The organism is Arthrobacter sp. KKT183 (genome assembly GCF_055657625.1).
Window position 1 is genome coordinate 1751943 of sequence record NZ_CM145770.1, and the last position, 18926, is coordinate 1770868.

At 63.5% G+C, this 18926-nt stretch carries 14 protein-coding genes; 8 read left to right on the forward strand and 6 right to left on the reverse strand.

Going from position 1 to position 18926, the window contains the following annotated elements; all coding sequences use genetic code 11:
• Positions 1-42: 42 nt before the first annotated feature.
• Positions 43-1524 carry a 30S ribosomal protein S1 gene (rpsA, locus tag ACZ2GY_RS08385; RefSeq protein WP_056547515.1) on the forward strand — a complete coding sequence of 494 codons (1482 nt, stop codon included), beginning with the start codon at positions 43-45 and terminating at the stop codon, positions 1522-1524.
• Positions 1525-1629: 105 nt separating this feature from the next.
• Here rpsA and ACZ2GY_RS08390 read toward each other — a convergent pair whose 3' ends face one another.
• Together ACZ2GY_RS08390 and ACZ2GY_RS08395 are read right to left on the reverse strand one after the other, a co-directional pair.
• Complete coding sequence (locus ACZ2GY_RS08390) at positions 1630-2754, reverse strand: class I SAM-dependent methyltransferase (protein ID WP_471673493.1); 1125 nt, start codon at positions 2752-2754, stop codon at positions 1630-1632.
• Positions 2747-2911: a hypothetical protein gene (locus tag ACZ2GY_RS08395; protein WP_277357200.1), complete on the reverse strand. Its 165-nt coding sequence runs from the start codon at positions 2909-2911 to the stop codon at positions 2747-2749. Before ACZ2GY_RS08395 ends, ACZ2GY_RS08390 begins: the two co-directional genes overlap by 8 nt.
• Positions 2912-2958: 47 nt before the next feature.
• Here ACZ2GY_RS08395 and coaE point away from each other — a divergent pair, with 47 nt between their 5' ends.
• The 4 genes from coaE to ACZ2GY_RS08415 all read left to right on the forward strand — a co-directional run bounded on the left by coaE (position 2959) and on the right by ACZ2GY_RS08415 (position 9539).
• The gene (gene coaE, locus ACZ2GY_RS08400) at positions 2959-4389 is read left to right on the forward strand and encodes a dephospho-CoA kinase (RefSeq protein ID WP_471673494.1); all 1431 of its coding nucleotides are present in this window, start codon (positions 2959-2961) and stop codon (positions 4387-4389) included.
• 75 nt (positions 4390-4464) lie between these two features.
• Positions 4465-6552: an excinuclease ABC subunit UvrB gene (gene uvrB / locus ACZ2GY_RS08405; protein ID WP_471673495.1), complete on the forward strand. Its 2088-nt coding sequence runs from the start codon at positions 4465-4467 to the stop codon at positions 6550-6552.
• 3 nt (positions 6553-6555) lie between these two features.
• Positions 6556-8322 carry a hypothetical protein gene (locus ACZ2GY_RS08410; protein ID WP_346028294.1) on the forward strand — a complete coding sequence of 589 codons (1767 nt, stop codon included), beginning with the start codon at positions 6556-6558 and terminating at the stop codon, positions 8320-8322.
• 182 nt (positions 8323-8504) lie between these two features.
• The gene (locus ACZ2GY_RS08415) at positions 8505-9539 is read left to right on the forward strand and encodes a TerC family protein (protein ID WP_471673496.1); all 1035 of its coding nucleotides are present in this window, start codon (positions 8505-8507) and stop codon (positions 9537-9539) included.
• 90 nt (positions 9540-9629) lie between these two features.
• Here ACZ2GY_RS08415 and ACZ2GY_RS08420 read toward each other — a convergent pair whose 3' ends face one another.
• Genes ACZ2GY_RS08420 through ACZ2GY_RS08430 form a run of 3 tightly spaced genes read right to left on the reverse strand, consistent with a single transcriptional unit; the run spans position 9630 to position 13971 of the window.
• Positions 9630-10898, reverse strand: a complete 1269-nt coding sequence (locus tag ACZ2GY_RS08420) for an alpha/beta fold hydrolase (protein WP_471673574.1) — start codon at positions 10896-10898, stop codon at positions 9630-9632.
• Positions 10899-10933: 35 nt separating this feature from the next.
• Entirely contained in the window at positions 10934-11416 is a 483-nt protein-coding gene (locus tag ACZ2GY_RS08425; protein ID WP_277357196.1) for a GNAT family N-acetyltransferase, read from the reverse strand.
• A 20-nt stretch (positions 11417-11436) separates the two neighbouring features.
• Complete coding sequence (locus ACZ2GY_RS08430) at positions 11437-13971, reverse strand: DEAD/DEAH box helicase (protein ID WP_471673497.1); 2535 nt, start codon at positions 13969-13971, stop codon at positions 11437-11439.
• 44 nt (positions 13972-14015) lie between these two features.
• Here ACZ2GY_RS08430 and ACZ2GY_RS08435 point away from each other — a divergent pair, with 44 nt between their 5' ends.
• Positions 14016-14819, forward strand: a complete 804-nt coding sequence (locus ACZ2GY_RS08435) for a trans-aconitate 2-methyltransferase (RefSeq protein WP_346028291.1) — start codon at positions 14016-14018, stop codon at positions 14817-14819.
• Here ACZ2GY_RS08435 and ACZ2GY_RS08440 read toward each other — a convergent pair.
• The gene (locus ACZ2GY_RS08440) at positions 14805-15443 is read right to left on the reverse strand and encodes an MBL fold metallo-hydrolase (RefSeq protein ID WP_471673498.1); all 639 of its coding nucleotides are present in this window, start codon (positions 15441-15443) and stop codon (positions 14805-14807) included. The genes ACZ2GY_RS08435 and ACZ2GY_RS08440 overlap by 15 nt on opposite strands.
• Before the next feature lie 85 nt (positions 15444-15528).
• Between ACZ2GY_RS08440 and ACZ2GY_RS08445 the strand changes: the two genes are divergently transcribed.
• Together ACZ2GY_RS08445 and uvrA are read left to right on the forward strand one after the other, a co-directional pair.
• Positions 15529-15906, forward strand: a complete 378-nt coding sequence (locus ACZ2GY_RS08445) for a GntR family transcriptional regulator (RefSeq protein ID WP_471673499.1) — start codon at positions 15529-15531, stop codon at positions 15904-15906.
• A 71-nt stretch (positions 15907-15977) separates the two neighbouring features.
• A complete protein-coding gene (gene uvrA, locus ACZ2GY_RS08450) occupies positions 15978-18884 on the forward strand; it encodes an excinuclease ABC subunit UvrA (protein ID WP_471673500.1) in 2907 nt (968 codons plus the stop codon).
• Positions 18885-18926 lie beyond the last annotated feature (42 nt).

An 18926-nucleotide genomic window follows, 5' to 3' on the forward strand; every position in this document is an offset into this window, starting at 1 on the left:
GAGTCCGGATCAACTCATAATCCACAACGGAGCCCCAACTACATGACCATCACCACCACCGAGAAGCCAGGTGCCCCGCAGGTCGCTATCAACGACATCGGCACCGCTGAGGACTTCCTCGCAGCTATTGACGCCACCATCAAGTACTTCAACGACGGAGATCTCGTCGAAGGAACGGTTGTCAAGGTTGACCGCGACGAAGTCCTGCTCGACATCGGTTACAAAACCGAAGGTGTCATCCCTTCCCGCGAGCTTTCCATCAAGCACGATGTCGATCCGGGAGACGTGGTCTCCGTTGGTGACGAGGTTGAAGCGCTTGTCCTCACCAAGGAAGACAAAGAAGGCCGCCTCATCCTCTCCAAGAAGCGTGCGCAGTACGAGCGCGCCTGGGGCGACATCGAGAAGGTCAAGGAAGAAGACGGCGTCGTCACCGGTACGGTCATCGAAGTTGTCAAGGGTGGTCTCATCCTCGACATCGGCCTGCGTGGCTTCCTCCCCGCTTCCCTCGTGGAAATGCGTCGTGTCCGCGACCTCGCTCCGTACATCGGTCAGCAGATCGAAGCCAAGATCATCGAGCTGGACAAGAACCGCAACAATGTTGTGCTGTCCCGCCGTGCCTGGCTTGAGCAGACCCAGTCCGAGGTTCGCTCCACGTTCCTCAACAAGCTGGAAAAGGGCCAGGTTCGTCCAGGCGTCGTGTCCTCCATCGTCAACTTCGGTGCCTTCGTGGACCTGGGCGGCGTAGATGGACTGGTTCACGTTTCCGAGCTGTCCTGGAAGCACATCGACCACCCGTCCGAGGTTGTCGAGGTTGGTCAGGAAGTAACCGTCGAGGTTCTCGAGGTTGACCTGGACCGCGAGCGTGTCTCGCTGTCGCTCAAGGCCACCCAGGAAGATCCGTGGCAGACCTTCGCCCGCACTCACGCGCTGGGCCAGGTTGTTCCGGGTAAGGTCACCAAGCTGGTTCCGTTCGGCGCCTTCGTACGCGTTGAAGACGGCATCGAGGGCCTTGTCCACATCTCCGAGCTGGCTGTCCGCCACGTTGAACTGGCTGAGCAGGTTGTCTCCGTAGGTGATGAGCTGTTCGTCAAGGTCATCGACATCGACCTCGAGCGCCGCCGCATCTCGCTGTCCCTCAAGCAGGCCAACGAGGGCGTCGACGCCGACAGCACCGAATTCGATCCGGCTCTCTACGGCATGGCCGCTGAGTACGACGAAGAGGGCAACTACAAATACCCCGAGGGCTTCGATCCCGAGTCCAACGAGTGGCTTGAAGGCTACGAGACGCAGCGCGCGGCCTGGGAAGCCCAGTACGCTGAGGCTCAATCCCGCTGGGAGTCCCACAAGAAGCAGGTTGAGCAGCACGCTAACGACGACGCTGCTGCAGCTAACGAGCCTGCAGACTCCGGCACGACCAGCTACTCCTCGGAGCCGGCTCCGGAAACGAATGCGGGCGCCGGCACCGGTACCCTCGCATCCGACGAGGCGCTGGCAGCACTCCGTGAGAAGCTGACCGGAAACTAGGTCCTTTCAACGCAGGAAGCTCCCGCCCATTGGGCGGGAGCTTCCTGCGTTAATCGGACCGTACGGTTAATCGGACCGTACGGTTAATCGGACCGTACCTCGGAACTAACGTGTACGCGTTGACACGGTGACCGTGAACCGCGGGTCCCGTGCCACCTGCCTGGTTGGGCCCACAAGCCTCTCGAGCGCCTGCCGGTAGTGCAGATGGCTGTTCCACACCGCCCACAGCTCACCGCCCGGTCGCAGTGCGCGCCCTGCCTCCGCAAACAGCTTCAACGCAATTCCCGCATGTACGGTGTGCCCGGAGTGGAATGGCGGATTCAGGACGATGAGTTCGTCTCCAGCGTCGGATCGTCCTGACAACCCATCTTCGCGCACGACGGCGACCTGCCCGCTGACACCGTTGGCTTCGGCTGTGGCTCTGGTGGCGGCAACGGCGGCCGCCGAGCTGTCAGTCGCTGTGACCTGGAGCGCCGGACGGGTGAGCGCAAGATACGCCGCGATAGTGCCGTTCCCGCAGCCGAGGTCCACGGCGGATGCAGCTGGCGGCGCATGATGAAGGTGCTGCAGCAGCAGCCGCGTCCCTGGATCCAGTTTGGCACCGCCGAAGGTGCCTCCGCAGGCCCGCAGCTGCAGCGGCCGGGGGAGGCCGACGTCGTACTCCGCCGTGGTGGGAAAAGGGCAGGCACCGACAGGCAGGGCACCGGTGGCGGTGAGCACGCGGGATTTCTGCCTCGCCAAGCCGGCTGTTACCGCCCCGAAGTATCGGCCGAGTATCTGGTTCATGGCCGGTGTCATGTGCTTCACCCGGCCGCCCGCTAGCACTGTGACGTTGGGCGAGGCAGCGGCCGCGATGTGCCAGGCAATCTCTTCGAGTGCTTCCAGGGAACGTGGCAGCTGCAGCAGAACCAGCGTGGCGCCGTCGAACAGGTCCGGTCCCAGCGGGTGGAAGGCATACTCCCCTGATAAACCGAGGAGGGCGGCGTTAGCATCCAACGCGCGTTCGCTGGTGATCGGGTCCTGGTGGACGTGTACTTTCCGCGCTCCCCTGTGTTGGGCGCCCAACGTCAGCGCGCCATGGGTATCACCTACTACCGCGACACCGCCGCTGGCGGGCAGGTGTTCCACCATGGTGTCGAGGAGCAGTCTGTCGGTGGCATCGTAAGCAAAAAGGTTGTCCGCCTCGATATCCGGCCGGCGCCGCAGCTCTGTGAAGGGGAAGTCAGACACAGTCCGCCCACTCCCAGCCGGCAGGTTCCGCAGCCAGCTCTCCCGCGGTGTTCCCCGCCAGCATGCCCTGGAATGCATCCAGCGCTGCGTGGTCGTCCTGCACCGCGACGGTCAGCCCGGTGAACGTCCCTTCATAATCCACCGCCGCAATGATCATGCCTGCTCGCCTCAACTCATTCTCCAACCGGCCTGCAGTCGCGGGCCGTGAATGAGATTCACGACATCAGTTTCGGTCTCCACCCTATGCAGGACTTTGATGAAGCGGGAGCGGCGGATCTCCAACTCATGTCGGTGGTGGCCGGCGATCCTGGTGTAGCGCGCTACCGTTCCCGCCGTCTCACTCACCGTCCAAGTGTAGGCATCCCGGGCGCCGCTGCGCTCCCAATAGCCAACGACGGCGGTAGCCTTAAGTTCATGCTGAGAGTTGGATTGACGGGTGGAATCGCCGCAGGCAAATCTCTGGCAGCGTCGACGCTGCAGGAACTCGGAGCGGTCCTCATTGACGCCGACCAGCTTGCGCGGGCTGTAGTGGAGCCGGGCACGGAGGGTTTGCGGGAGGTTGCGGACGCCTTCGGAAGCGAAGTGCTTCTACCGGACGGCTCGCTGGACCGGCCGGCACTCGGTGCGCGGATCTTCGCCGATCCCGGTGCGCGGGCACGACTGAACGCGATCATCCACCCGCGCGTGCGGCGCGAGGCGGCCAAAGCAGAAGCTGCCGCCCGCGCGGCCGCCGCTGGTGCCGTCGTCGTGCATGACATCCCGCTCCTGGTGGAAACAGGACAGGAGGACAGCTTCCATCTGGTGCTTGTCATTGATGCCCCTCAACAGACGCGCGTGCGCCGCATGATGGAGAACCGCGCGATGACCAAGCAGGAGGCACTGGGACGCGTCGGGGCTCAGGCTGACTCCTCGACGCGCAATGCCGCAGCCGACGTGGTGCTGCACAATGCAGGAAACCCCGCGGACCTGGCCGCTGCGGTCAAGCATTTGTGGGCGAAGCGGATACTTCCTTTCGCCCGCAACATTGACCAGCGGCAGCGGGCAGCACGGCAGGGCGGGCCGGTGCTGGTTCAGGATGGGGACTGGCCCCGGCAGGCCTCACTGCTCATCCGGCGGTTGACGCGGGTGGATCCGCGCGTCCTGGGCGTGGAACACATCGGTTCCACCTCCGTTCCCGGGCTTCCGGCGAAGGACGTTCTGGACCTGCAGCTGACAGTGGCTTCCCTTCACGACGCCGACGGTCTTTCCGACCGTCTGGCTGAAGCGGGGTTTCCACGCCTTCCCGGTATCTGGCAGGACACTCCCACCGCGGAAGTACCGGAACCCGAGAAGTGGCAGAAGCGGCTGCACTGCAACGCTGATCCGGGGCGTCCAGTCAACCTGCACGTCCGTGTGGCGGGTTCACCGGGCTGGGAGTACGCCCTGGCATTCCGCGACTGGCTGCGAACCAATCCGGACATGCTCGCGGCCTACGCGGCCGAGAAGGAACGGTGCGCCGCAATCCACCGCGACGACACCACCATCGCCGGCTATGCCGCCCGCAAGGAGGATTGGTTCACCACGTTCGCTGCGCCCAGGTTGACCACCTGGAAGAACGACGCCGGCTGGTCGCCCGAGCAGTACCTCCCACGCTGAGCAGTCCGTTCAGCCTCCAGCAAAGAGCACCTCTGCGGACGGTCGTTGTCCGCAGGTGGACGGTAACGTAAGACTATGAGTCTTGCGCAGGAGATCAACCGTGTTGTCGCGCCTTTCGAAGTGATCAGTGAGTACCAGCCGGCCGGCGATCAGCCCACTGCCATCAAGGAACTGTCCGAGCGCATCAATGCCGGCGAGAAGGATGTCGTGCTCCTCGGCGCCACCGGTACCGGCAAGAGTGCAACCACGGCCTGGCTTATCGAGCAGGTGCAGCGGCCCACCCTGGTGATGGTGCAGAACAAGACCCTCGCCGCGCAGCTCGCCAACGAGTTCCGCGAGCTGCTGCCCAACAACGCGGTTGAATATTTTGTTTCCTATTACGACTACTACCAGCCCGAAGCCTACGTTCCGCAGACCGATACCTTCATTGAGAAGGACTCCTCGATCAACGAGGAAGTGGAGCGGCTCCGGCACTCTGCCACCAACGCCCTCCTGACCCGGCGGGACGTAGTGGTGGTGGCGACGGTCTCCTGCATCTACGGCCTCGGGACTCCCGAAGAATATGTTGCCGCCATGGTCACGCTCCGGCGCGGCCAGGAAATGAACCGGGATGACCTGCTGCGCCAGTTCGTCGCAATGCAATACGTGCGCAATGACATGGACTTCCACCGCGGCACCTTCCGGGTGCGCGGAGATACGGTCGAGATCATTCCCATGTACGAGGAGCAGGCAATCCGGATCGAGTTCTTCGGTGACGAGGTGGAGTGCATCTACACGCTGCACCCGCTGACGGGCGAGGTCATCCGGGAGGAGACGGAGATGTACGTCTTCCCGGCCTCGCATTATGTGGCCGGACCGGAACGGATGGGCCGGGCAATCACCAGGATCGAGGATGAACTGCGGGAACGCCTTCAGGAGCTGGAATCGCAGAACAAACTCGTCGAGGCTCAGCGGCTGCGCATGCGCACCACCTATGACCTCGAGATGATGCAGCAGATGGGATTCTGCAACGGCATCGAGAACTACTCACGCCACATCGACGGCCGGATCGGCGGCACCGCACCACACTGCCTGCTTGACTATTTCCCAGACGACTTCCTGCTGGTCGTGGACGAGTCCCACGTGACCATCCCGCAGATCGGTGCCATGTATGAGGGAGATATGTCCCGTAAACGCACGCTGGTGGATCATGGTTTCCGCCTGCCGTCCGCCATGGACAACCGGCCGCTGAAATGGGATGAGTTCCTGGAGCGGATCGGCCAGACCGTCTACCTGTCGGCTACGCCCGGAAAATATGAGCTCAGCAAGTCAGACGGCTACGTCCAGCAGATCATCCGGCCCACCGGCCTGGTGGACCCGGAAGTCATCATCAAGCCCAGCAAGGGGCAGATCGACGACTTGCTCGGAGAAATCCAGATCCGGGTGGAGCGGAACGAGCGCGTCCTGGTCACCACGCTGACCAAGCGGATGGCGGAAGACCTCACCGGTTATCTGCTTGAGCACGGAGTAAAGGTCGAGTACCTGCACTCCGATGTCGACACCCTGCGCCGCGTGGAGCTCCTGCGTGAGCTCCGGATGGGCACTTTCGACGTGCTGGTCGGTATCAACCTGTTGCGGGAAGGCCTGGACCTTCCGGAGGTCTCCCTGGTAAGCATCCTCGATGCAGACAAGGAGGGCTTCCTCCGCAGTTCGACATCGCTGATCCAGACCATTGGCCGTGCTGCCCGTAACGTGTCCGGCGAGGTGCACATGTATGCGGACAGGATCACCGATTCGATGGCCAAGGCAATCGAGGAAACCAACCGCCGTCGTGAAATTCAGGTGGCCTACAACACCAAGCATGGCGTGGATCCGCAACCGTTGCGCAAGCGCATCGCGGACATCACGGACACCATTGCCCGCGAAGACGCCGATACCCGTGCGCTGCTGGAGAAGACGGCGAAGTCCGCCAAGGGCAAGGGGAAGGGCAAGGGTTCAGCGATCCGGCATGACGGTCTGGCCGCGGTCCCCGCAGAGGACCTTACAGACCTGATTAGCCAGCTCACCGCCCAGATGCATGCCGCGGCAGAAGAGCTCCAGTTTGAGCTCGCAGCGCGTTTGCGTGATGAGGTAGGAGACCTCAAGAAGGAGCTGCGGCAGATGCAGTCAGCCGGGCACGCCTGATCCATGCCGGAACAGGGCGGCGCCGGCAGTGGGTCATTTACTGAGATCCGGGTCCACGGCATCGGGGATCATGAGTACTACACCAGTCTCGGGCTGCCCGTTCAGAAGCCGCTGAATGCGTGGGTCCAGGTTGCCACGCCGCCTCCGCTGCCGAACCACCGGCTGCGCATCGTCAACTGGTCGCGTTCCCGCAGGAAACAAGCAGGCTTCCTGTGGTATCTCGCGTTCCCTTTCACGATGGCGAACGTGGCCGGACGGATGGAACCGGCCGGCGCCGGTGCTGCGCGGGCCGCACTTCTGCGAACACTCGTCGGGGTAATCGCAGTAATTCTCACCTTGTCGCAGCTTGCCTGGCTGATCGTGCTCGGCGAGACCGTCCTGCGCTACGTGAGCCTTCCGCCGCCTACGCTGCGAGCGGTCCCGCTAATCGCTGCCTGCCTGCTCACCGCGTGGTTGACGTACCGGTACCGGACCGTGGTGATGGCGCAGTCTGAGCAACATCGCCGCCAATTACTGCCGCTGGCTCATGCGGCAGTCGTGGTCTGCAGCGGTGTCCTGCTGAGCGTCGCGCCGCCGGCCCAGCTTCTCCACCGGGGATGGCCCTCCACCCCCATACCGGGGGGTGCCTCGCGGCTCGACGCGATGGCCCTGTGGATAGCACTCAGTATCGCCATCGGGTTTCTCGTGGCTCTGGTGCTGGCCATCCGCAGCAACGCCGGTATTCACAACGGCAGCAGTCCCAACGCCCCGCTTGCTGCTGCGGGCGTCCTGCTTGCCGTGTCCCTACCCCTCATGCACGCGGTCACTGCGCTTGTCCGCATGCTCCTCGACAACCTGCTCGGCTACATCACCGGCCTGTTTGGCCGGGTTCGTGTGCCCCAACCGCATTCCGGCATCCTGCTTTCCTACGACAATCCGGTCGATCCCGGGGACAGCCGACTCGATCTCTTCCCGTTCCTCGCGCTTATCGCCGCGGCGGCTGCGCTGGTGGCTACCGCCGTCGTGCTGGCCATGGAGCGGGGGCTGGGGCTGCCGCCGGTGACCCGCGGTAAGGCCGCGCGCGGGCGCTGGTGGCATGATGTCTGTGCAGCGGCACCGCGACTGCTGCCCCGGATCCTCCCGTTCGCCGTGGTACTGGCACTGATAACGATGACGACGGCGGTTGCCCTCGGCGAGGGCAGGCTCGGCGGCCCGTGGCTGGCTCTGGCCATCCTGCTGCTGCAGATCGCCGGGGCGGTGGTGGTGCTGGTGGTCTTGCTCGGGCAGCTCCGGACCCTGCGGGAGGTACTGGGCAAGATTGCCGACGTCGCAGGCTTCTGGCCCGTCCGCGACCACCCGCTGGCGGGATCGTCCTACCGGGACGCGGCCGTTGCAGGTATCGCCGAACTGACGAACCGCCACTCCGCGGACGAGGTGGTGCTCGTGGCGCACAGCCAAGGATCGGTGCTCTGCGCGTGGCTCGTAGCCCGCTCACGGATGGCGGAAGCGCATCCGCACCTCGTCACGTCCGGCTCGCCCATCGGGTCCGTGTACGCAGCGTTCTTCCCTCGTACCTTTTCACCGGAACTGCTCGCCGACGTTGCGGACGGCACACGGACCTGGACCAATTTCTGGCGGGATACCGACCCGGTCGGGTTTCCCATTCCGCACGCCGCCAACCGTGAACTGCCGGACCCGCGCGCCGATGGAATCGTACGCAGCCACAGTGACTACTGGACCGAGCCGGGGATTGTGGCGCACGTTGCGGTCCTGGCCGCGCACCATCCCTGAGCCGCTCCACGTTCCCCTTCCGTTCCGAACGCGGGTACGATGGAAGGAACGTAGGGGAGTATCCTTTCGCGCTACGAACGTCAACACGCAGGCCGACGACGGCCGGCCGGGCGTAGCGGTCGCACACTTGGTTGCGACGGAGAGACTTGCGAAATTCCGTTGTACCTTCGAAAGGGACCCTTGTGCTTGAACTGCCCCTTGCCTTTGAAATAGGCACCTTTGTCGTCCTGGGAATAATCCTCCTGCTGGACCTTCTTCTCGTCGTGAAGCGTCCGCACGAGCCCTCCATGAAGGAGGCCGGCCTCTGGGTTGCGTTCTATGTGGGGCTTGCACTGGTCTTTGCGGCCGTCATGTTTGCTGTCACAGGCCCTGAATACGGAGGTCAATTCGTCGCAGGCTGGGTAACCGAGTACAGCCTGAGCATCGATAACCTCTTCGTTTTCATCATCATCATGGCGAGGTTCTCCGTACCGAGGAAATACCAGCAGGAAGTGCTGATGGTGGGCATCATCATCGCGCTGATCCTGCGTGGAATTTTCATTCTGCTCGGCGCTGCGCTGATCAGCAACTTCTCCTGGATCTTCTACATCTTCGGTGCCTTCCTCCTATGGACCGCCTACCACCAGGCAAAGGATTCGGGCGAGGAGGAAGAGGACAAAGAGAACAAGCTCATCACCAAGCTGCGCGGTGTGCTTCCCATGTCCGAGCACTACGACGGCGGCAAGATCCGCACCGTGGTGGACGGCAAGAAGGTCTTTACCCCCATGCTGATCGTGTTCATCACAATCGGCCTGACCGACCTGCTGTTCGCGGTGGATTCCATCCCTGCCATCTTCGGACTGACCGAAAGCGCGTTCATCGTGTTCACGGCGAACCTCTTCGCGCTGATGGGGCTGCGCCAGCTCTACTTCCTGCTGGGCGGTCTGATGACCCGCCTGGTCTTCCTCAAGCACGCGCTCTCGATCATCCTTGCCTTCATTGGCGTGAAATTGATCCTGCACGCGATGCATGAAAATGAACTGCCGTTCATCAACGGCGGCCAGCAAATTGAATGGGCTCCCGTGATTCCGACGTTCGTTTCACTGGCATTCATTGTCGCGACAATCGTCATCGCCGTCATTGCGAGCCTGCTAAGCCCGGCCGGCAAGCGTGCAAAGCTCGACGCGGAACTCGCTGCCGACGCCGAGCGGGCGCGCACCGGCGGTCCGGAGTCCTGAACGCAGCTTAACAACAGCGCGGCTGAGTAGCAGCGCGAAAGGCGCCGGTCCTGCTGTGCAGGACCGGCGCCTTCGGCGTTGAAGGAGACTCTAGGCCGTGCGGGTCATCGCGAGCAGGCGCGAGAAGATGGCATCGCCGTCGTCGGAAATTCCGTCGTGGTGGAAGTCAGCGGTCTCCCACACCTGCAGGCCCCGGACCGAGACTGCTGTCTCAAGGGATAAGTCCCGGTCCACGTAGATGTCGTCGCTATAGACTGCTGCGGCAGCCGGAACGGTATTGGCGGCCAGCTGCTGCACGTCGTACAGCGGGCCCCAATCGTCCACAGCGGCGATCAGCTCAGCCGTTTCCTTCAGCGGAACCAATGAAGGGTCCTCATCGAAGTACCAGGGGTAGACCATCTCTCCGGTGAGCAGTGGGTCAGGGGCATCGGGTGCAAACTCGGGAAATTGCGCCAGCACGCGCAGGGCAGCCCAGTTGGAGGCCTCGCCCTGACAGTAGATGGATTCGTGGAGGAGCGCATAGAGCGGATTCGAGCGCCTGCTCACGACCGCCGGGAGCTGGTCGAGGAAGACGGGGGAGAGGCGATCCGCGCCGGAAGCATCAGCGAAGGCATCCTCCAGCAAATAGTGCAGCGCATCGACCCGCGTGTTACCACCCAGGAATGAGCCGACCATCTGGAAACGCTGCGGAGTCAGGCGCTCACCGGTGGGCAGGAACTCCTCCACCCGATCCAGGTGCCGCATAATGCGCGTGACGGCTGCCCTGTCCTCGGGGTAGCGGGTGAAGTATTCGGCATTGCGCGCCGCCACCCGCCTGAAAGTTGAGCGGTAGACGCCCTCCGGAGGCCCTGCAAGGGGCGCCAGCCCGCCGGTGATCAGGGCACGGTCCATTCCCTCGGGCGCCAGGGAAAGGTAGGAGAGTGTGCAGAATCCGCCGAAGCTTTGCCCGAACACTGTCCACGGCGCCGAGCCCAGCGCGGCACGCATCAGCTCAGCGTCGGCGACGATGGAATCAGCACGGAAATGCCGCAGGTACGCGGCCTGCTCAGCAGGGGTGCCACGTTGCGGCAGGGTCACCGAATCGGCCGGCGTGGAGAAGCCCGTGCCCCGCTGGTCCAGCATCAGGATCCGGAAGTCCCTGGCGGCTGCCTTCATCCATCCGGACAGCTGCGTGGTGCGGTTGCCGCGCACACCGGGCCCGCCCTGCAGGAACAGCAGCCAGGGAAGCCGGGCAGCGTCGGCGTCGGAGTGGTCCGTGGAACTGTATTCCCGGGCAAAGAGGGAGATGTGCTCTCCAGCTGGATCCTTGTGGTCGAGCGGAACCCGGAAACGGTGGGCGGTGCTTCGGACACCGCGCATTACGTGCGTCGGTCCGGTGTGGTGCGCCGCGGAGCTCACGCGCCGGTTCCAGCGAAGGCGGCCAGCGGTGCTCCTGTCAGCCTGAAGGTTGACCACTCGTCCTGCGCCTGGGCACCGAGGCTCCGGTAGAACTGGATGGACGGTTCATTCCAGTTGAGCACTGACCATTCCACCCGGGCATAGCCCCGTTCGGCAGCAATGCCCGCGAGCGTCTGGAGCAGTGCCTTCCCGTAACCCGAACCCCGGGCTTCCGGGCGAACATAAAGATCCTCGAGGTAGATGCCGTGGACACCTTCCCACGTGGAGTAATTCAGGAACCAGAGAGCGAATCCCTGAACACCGCTGTCGTCCTCAGCGATATGGGCGAAGATTCGCGGGTTGGGACCGAAGAGGGCTTCCTCGAGCCCTTCCACCGTGTTGCGCACGGCGTCCGGTTCCTTTTCATAGACCGCGAGGTCGTGGATCAGTTGCAGGATGGTGGGCACGTCGTCCCGGCGTGCTTCGCGGATGGGAGTCATGGTTTCCAAGCCTAGTAGGATCAGGGACCGCCAACCGACGTGATGGCGAGAACGGGGAAGCCGGCGTCGTCGGAGGCTGCCAGATCCACCACCGCGTTGATGCCCCAGTCCTGGTCGCCGGCCGGGTCCTTGAAAATCTGCCGTACTTCCCAGCGGTTTGGAAATTGCTTGATGATGAGCAGCGCCGGACCGCGTGCGTTCGGGCCGTCGTCGATGTCATCATGGGCGTCGAAGTATCCGTCCATGGCCTCGGCCCAGCGCGCCGCGTTCCAGCCCGATGACTCGTCCAGCCGGCCGAGTGCTTCCTCATCCTCGTCAGCGAACAGCTGAACGCGCTGGAACATCTCGTTGCGCACCATTACCCGGAATGCACGCTCATTCGACGTGACCGAATCCGGCTCCGGCGGCAGATCGACAGTTCCGGTATCGGACGAGGCAGCGCCGGCCGCCAACTGCTCCCATTCGTCAAGCAGGCTCGAGTCCACCTGACGGATCATTTCGCCGAGCCATTCGATGATGTCGGTCAGGTCTTCCCGGAGGGCGTCCCGCGGGACTGTCTGGCGCAGTGCCTTGAAGCAGTCGGCAAGGTATCGCAGGAGGATTCCCTCCGACCGCGCGAGGGAGTAGAACGCAACGTACTCGCCGAAGTTCATGGCCCGCTCGTACATATCCCGCACCACGGATTTGGGCGTGAGCTCGAAATCGCCGAGCCATGGAGCACCTGAACGGTAGGTGTCGAAGGCGTGCTGCAGGAGCTCAGCCAGCGGCTGTGGATACGAAATCTCCTCAAGCCGGGCCATCCGCTGGTCGTAGTCGAGGCCGTCCGCCTTCATGGCGGCGACAGCTTCGCCGCGTGCCTTCTTTTCCTGGGCGCTGAGTACCTGTCGCGGCTTTTCGAGGGTGGCTTCGATCACGGAGACGACGTCAAGCGCATAGGCAGGACTCTCCGGGTCGAGGAGCTCAAGACTTGCGAGCGCGAACGGGGACAGCGGCTGATTCAGTGCGAAGTTGGCCTGCAGATGGACCCGCAGCCGCACCGTCCTGCCTTCCTCATCCGGTTCGGCAAGCCGCTCAACGATGCCCGCGGTCACCAACTCCCGATAGATGCTGATTGCCCGCCGGAGGTGGGCGAACTGCCGCGCCTGCGGTTCGTGGTTGTTCCGCAGCAGGTTCTGGACGGCATGGAGGGGATCGCCGGGGCGTTCAAGCAGGTTGAGCAGCATCGAGTGGCTGACGGCAAAGCTGGAGGCCAGCGGCTCCGGAGTGCCCTCGACCAGGCGGTCGTAGGTGGGTTTGCCCCAGGACACGAACCCCTGCGGCGGCTTCTTGCGCACCACCTGACGCAGCTTTTTCTGGTCGTCACCGAACTTCGCGACCGCCTTCGCCATGGCTTTGGTGTTCTCCACGACGTGATCCGGCGCCTGAACCACCACCGTGCCGGACGTGTCATAGCCGGCACGCCCCGCACGGCCGGCGATCTGGTGGAATTCGCGTACGTTGAGTGGTCGGGTGCGGACGCCGTCGTATTTGCTGAGGGCGGTCAGCATGACGGTTCGGATCGGCACGTTGATGCCTACACCCAGGGTGTCGGTACCGCAGATCACCTTCAGCAGGCCGGCCTGGGCAAGCTGCTCCACCAGGCGCCGGTACTTCGGCAGCATGCCGGCGTGGTGCACGCCGATTCCGTGGCGTACCAGCCGGTTCAGCGTTTTGCCGAATCCGGAAGAGAACCGGAAGCTGGCAATGAGCGCCGCGATCCTGTCTTTCTCCTCGCGCGTGCACACGTTGATGCTCATCAGATTTTGCGCGCGCTCGATGGCTTCCGCCTGGCTGAAGTGCACTACGTACACGGGGGCCTGGTGGGTTGAGAGTAATTCCTCGAGCGCTTCCTGGAGGGGGTCTTCAGAGTAGTAGAAGTTGAGTGGGATCGGCCGGTCACCGGAGCTGACAAGAACCGTTGAACGGCCGGTACGTTCCGTCAGGTCTTTCTCAAAGCGCTCGACGTCGCCGAGAGTCGCGGACATCAGGAGGAATTGCGCCTGCGGCAGCTCAAGCAGCGAAACCTGCCAGGCCCAGCCGCGCTGAGGATCAGCGTAGAAGTGAAACTCGTCCATGACGACGGTGCCGACATCGGCCCTAGCGCCCTCACGCAGGGCAATGTTCGCGAGGATCTCCGCGGTGCAACAGATGATTGGAGCGTCCTGGTTCACTGCGGAATCACCGGTCACCATGCCGACATTCTCGGCCCCGAAGATGGCGCACAGCGCAAAGAACTTCTCCGAGACCAGCGCTTTGATAGGCGCTGTGTAGTAGCTCCTGCGCCCTTCAGCGACAGCGTGGAAATGCGCGGCGACGGCCACCAGCGACTTTCCGGATCCCGTGGGGGTCGCGAGGATTACGTTGTTGCCCGATATGAGCTCAAGAACGGCCTCGTCCTGTGCGGGATACAGGGTGAGCCCGGTGCTCGCGGACCACGAATGGAAGGCCGTGTACACGGCGTCAGCGTCGGGTGTGCCTGGGCGCTCGATCTGGGGGAGGTGCTCCTGGATGTTCATGTCCTCCCAGCCTATCCGTTGAGGGCCCGCGATATGCTTGGCCGATGCGCTGGGACCCCGCACAGTACGCCGCCTTTTCCGATCACCGGGCGCGCCCGTTCTTCGACCTGGTCGGCCGCATCGACCACCCGGCTCCAAGGAGGATCGTCGACCTGGGCTGCGGGCCAGGTGAACTCACCGTCGTTCTCGCACGCAGATGGCCGGAGGCAGAGGTGCTCGGCATCGATTCGTCTCCTGAGATGGTCGAGCGAGCCCGGAGTCTGGAAGACACCCCGGCCAACCTCGCGTTTGTGCCGGGAGATGTCCGGGACTGGACGCCGGAGGCGGGCACCGACGTCGTCGTTTCCAACGCCGTCCTGCAGTGGGTGCCCGATCATCAGACGTTGCTGGCGCGGTGGGCCGCCGCACTTGAGGAGCGAGCCTGCCTGGCGTTCCAGGTTCCGGGCAACTTCTCGGCGCCCTCCCACGTGCTGATGCGCAGGCTGGCGGAGTCCGAGCGCTGGTGTCAGCAACTGGGCTCTATCCTGAGGCACGACGACGTCGTCAGCCCACCGGAGGACTACCACCGGCTCCTGCGCGGGGCCGGTTTGGAGGCCGATATCTGGGAGACCACCTACCAGCATCTGCTCACCGGAGCGGATCCGGTGCTGGAATGGGTGCGCGGCACCGGGCTGCGGCCGATTCTTGCAGCCCTTCCGGCTGCTGACGCAGCAGAGTTTGAGCGCACCTACGCCGCAATGCTTTCCGCGGCGTACCCGCCGGAGCCGGACGGCGGCACGCTGCTTGCGTTCAGGCGGATCTTCGCTGTGGGCACCAGATCGAGCACTGGCATCTCACCAGCCGCGTGAACGCCACTGGGCGAGGGACGGCCGCTCCGCACCGAGGGTGGTCGGCTTCCCATGACCGGGATGCACGATCGTATCGTCGTCGAACGTGTTGAAGATGCGCTCAACCACGTCGGAGTAAAGGGACTCGAAACGCTGCGCGTCTCCGCCCGTGTTCCCAACGCCGCCCGGGAAGAGGGAATCGCCGGTGAACAGGTGCACGGGACCGCTCGGGTCCCGGTACGCCAGCGCGATGGACCCGGGAGTGTGTCCGCGTAGCGAGATTGCTTCCAGGGTGAAGCCGTCAAAGGTGCCCACATCACCATGGGCGAGTGGGACGTCGGTGGGGACTGCGATGTCATCAACATCGTCGGCGCCGGCAGCAGTTCGGGCTCCTGTGGCACGTACAACCTCTGCCAGCGCACGCACATGATCCCAGTGCGAGTGCGTGGTGATGACAAGGGCGAGCTTGGCGGGGACGCCGGTGTCCTGAGCGCCGTCGGCAAGCAGGCGTTCGATGGCCGGAGCGTCGTCGGCTGCGTCGATGAGAACCTGGGCGCCGGTGGTCTTCGCGGTAATGAGGTAGACGTTGTTGTCCATTTCGCTGACTGAGCAGGAACGGATGGTCACGTCGGTGAGGTCATACATGGTCCAACCCTAGTGCCGATGGTGATGCTGCACACCGCGTGGCAGAATGTGAGCACCCTTCCACTGTCGTCCAGGAGCGCGCACCGTGAATTCTGATATATCGGCGTGGCTGCGGATCGATCCGGCCAGCTCTGTGCCGCCGTACGAGCAGTTGCGAGTACAGATCCTGGACGCTGCAAATGACGGCTCGCTCCCGGTGGGTACACGACTTCCTCCTGTCCGTACCCTTGCCGGTCATCTGGGTGTAGCTGTCAACACCGTGGCCCGCGCGTACCGCGAACTGGAACAGGCACGCATTGTCGTCACCCGTTCGCGCGCCGGTACGGTGGTGGCGGCCGCGGGGGATGAAGCACGGCGCAAGGCCGCGGAGGGAGCCGCGGAATATGCCAGGCTCATCAAGGCGAATGGGCTTACGGAGGAAGAAGCAGTCTCCTACCTGCGTGCGGCTCTGCGCCGTCGGTGAACATTCAGCCCGACACGCCGCGAAAACCCGCGTTCGAATATGTCTTCGAACGGCGTTTCCCCTAAAGTGTAATGGTGTCTATAGCAACCTCCGTGGATTCCGGTCTCTCCAACCCTGACAAGCTGCCCCAGGATCTTTCGCGGCTCATTGTCAAGGGTGCAAGGGAACACAACCTGCGCAACGTCGATCTGGACCTGCCGCGGGACGCGATGATCGTCTTCACCGGACTCTCCGGCTCCGGCAAGTCTTCCCTGGCTTTCGACACCATCTTTGCCGAGGGACAGCGCCGCTACGTCGAGTCGCTCTCCGCCTACGCCCGGCAGTTCCTCGGGCAGGTGGACAAGCCTGACGTGGATTTCATCGAGGGCCTCTCACCCGCGGTATCGATCGACCAGAAGTCCACGAGCAAGAACCCGCGGTCCACCGTCGGTACCATTACAGAGATTTACGATTACATGCGGCTGCTATGGGCCCGCGTCGGCAGGCCGCACTGCCCGGTATGCGGCGAGGCCGTCATCAAGCAGACGCCGCAGCAGATTGTCGACCAGCTCATGGAGCTGGACGAGGGTACCCGTTTTCAGGTCCTCGCGCCCGTGGTGCGCGGCCGTAAAGGTGAGTTCGTCGATCTCTTCCAGGACCTGGCTGCAAGGGGTTATTCCCGTGCTCGCGTGGACGGAGATCTTGTTCAGCTGACTGATCCGCCCAAACTGGGCAAGCAGTTCAAACACACCATCGAGGTGGTTGTCGACCGCCTGGTCATCAAGGGTGGTGTCCGGCAACGGCTCACCGATTCAATTGAAACGGCGCTCAACCTCGCCGAGGGGCGCGTACTGGCTGACTTCGTTGACCTGGAGTCCGGGGACCCGCTCCGGCTGCGCGCCTTTTCGGAGAATCTGGCATGTCCCAACGAGCACCCACTTGCGATCGACGAGATCGAGCCACGGTCGTTCTCCTTCAACAATCCTTTCGGCGCGTGCCCCGCGTGCACCGGCATCGGCACCAAACTCGAGGTGGATGAAGAGCTCGTCGTTCCCAACCCGGACCTCGCCCTCGGCGAGGGAGCCATCGCCCCATGGGCACTGGGTACAGCAACGCTCGAGTACTGGACACGCCTGCTCGAGGGACTGTCCAAGGAACTCGACTTCTCCATGGACACCCCCTGGAAGAAGCTGCCGGCGCATGCCCGGGACGCCGCTCTGTATGGCAAGGACCACAAGGTAGTGGTGCAGTACCGCAACCGTTTCGGCCGCGAGCGGAAGTACAGCACGGGCTTCGAGGGCGCTGTCCAGTACATCCACCGCAAGCACCTCGAGACGGAGTCCGACTACGCGCGGGACCGCTACGAGGAATACATGCGGCAGATTCCCTGCCCGGAATGCGGTGGAGCACGCCTCAATCCGGCATCGCTGTCCGTACTGATCAACGGGCGGTCCATCGCCGAAGTAGCCGCTCTGCCTATGCGCGAGTGCAGTGACTTCCTGAATAACCTCGTCCTCACGGGGCGCGAGGCGCAGATTGCCTCCCAGGTCCTCAAGGAGATCCAGGCGCGGCTGCGGTTCCTGCTCGATGTCGGGCTCGAATACCTGAACCTTGAACGGGCAGCAGGAACCCTCTCGGGCGGCGAGGCGCAGCGGATCCGCCTTGCCACCCAGATCGGCTCCGGTCTGGTGGGCGTGCTGTACGTCCTTGATGAACCCTCCATCGGCCTCCACCAGCGGGACAACCGGCGTCTCATCGAAACCCTGACCCGGCTGCGTAACCTGGGCAACACGTTGATCGTGGTGGAACACGATGAAGACACCATCAACGAGGCAGACTGGATCGTCGACATCGGACCGGGCGCAGGGGAACACGGCGGGGAGGTTGTCCACTCCGGCTCTCTCGAGGATCTCCTCCTGAACGAGAGGTCCATCACCGGCGACTATCTTTCAGGGCGGCGGAAGATCGAGATGCCGGCCAAACGCCGCAAGATTGACCGCTCCCGCCAACTCAAAGTTGTGGGCGCCCGCGAACATAACCTGAAGGGCGTGGATGCGACCTTCCCCCTGGGAGTTCTGACCGCGGTGACCGGCGTCAGCGGGTCGGGCAAGTCCACGCTCGTGAACGAGATCCTGTACAAGGTGCTTGCCAACAAACTCAACGGCGCAAAGCAGGTGGCCGGACGCCACCGCAGAATCGATGGGCTGCAACACCTGGACAAGGTCATCCACGTTGATCAGGGCCCCATCGGCAGGACCCCGCGCTCGAATCCCGCTACCTACACCGGGGTCTTCGACAACATCCGAAAGCTGTTCGCCGAGACAACGGAGGCGAAGGTCCGCGGCTATCTGCCGGGCAGGTTCTCCTTCAACGTCAAGGGCGGCCGGTGTGAGGCGTGCTCGGGGGACGGCACGCTGAAGATCGAAATGAACTTCCTGCCCGATGTCTACGTGCCCTGCGAGGTGTGCCAGGGCGCGCGGTACAACAGGGAAACACTTGAGGTTCACTACAAGGGCAAGACGATCGCCGATGTGCTGGACATGCCGATCGAGGAAGCAGCGGAGTTCTTCGCAGCCTTCACCCCGATAGCGCGCCACCTCACCACCCTGGTGGATGTCGGTCTGGGATATGTCCGCCTCGGGCAGCCCGCCACAACCCTCTCCGGTGGTGAAGCCCAACGCGTGAAGCTGGCCAGCGAGCTGCAGAAGCGCTCGAATGGACGCAGCGTTTATGTCCTCGATGAACCCACGACAGGGCTGCACTTCGAGGACATCCGCAAGTTGCTGCAGGTCCTGCAGGGGCTTGTGGACAAGGGAAACACCGTCATCACCATTGAACACAACCTCGACGTGATCAAGAGTGCGGACTGGGTGATCGACCTCGGCCCGGACGGTGGGTCCGGCGGTGGTGAAATCATCGCCACGGGAACCCCGGAACAGGTCGCTGTCGCGGAGGTGAGCTACACCGGCAAGTTCCTGGCGGAGGTTCTGAACGCCTGACCATATGCCGAATGAGGAATGCAATTTCCGGGCAGAGGTGCC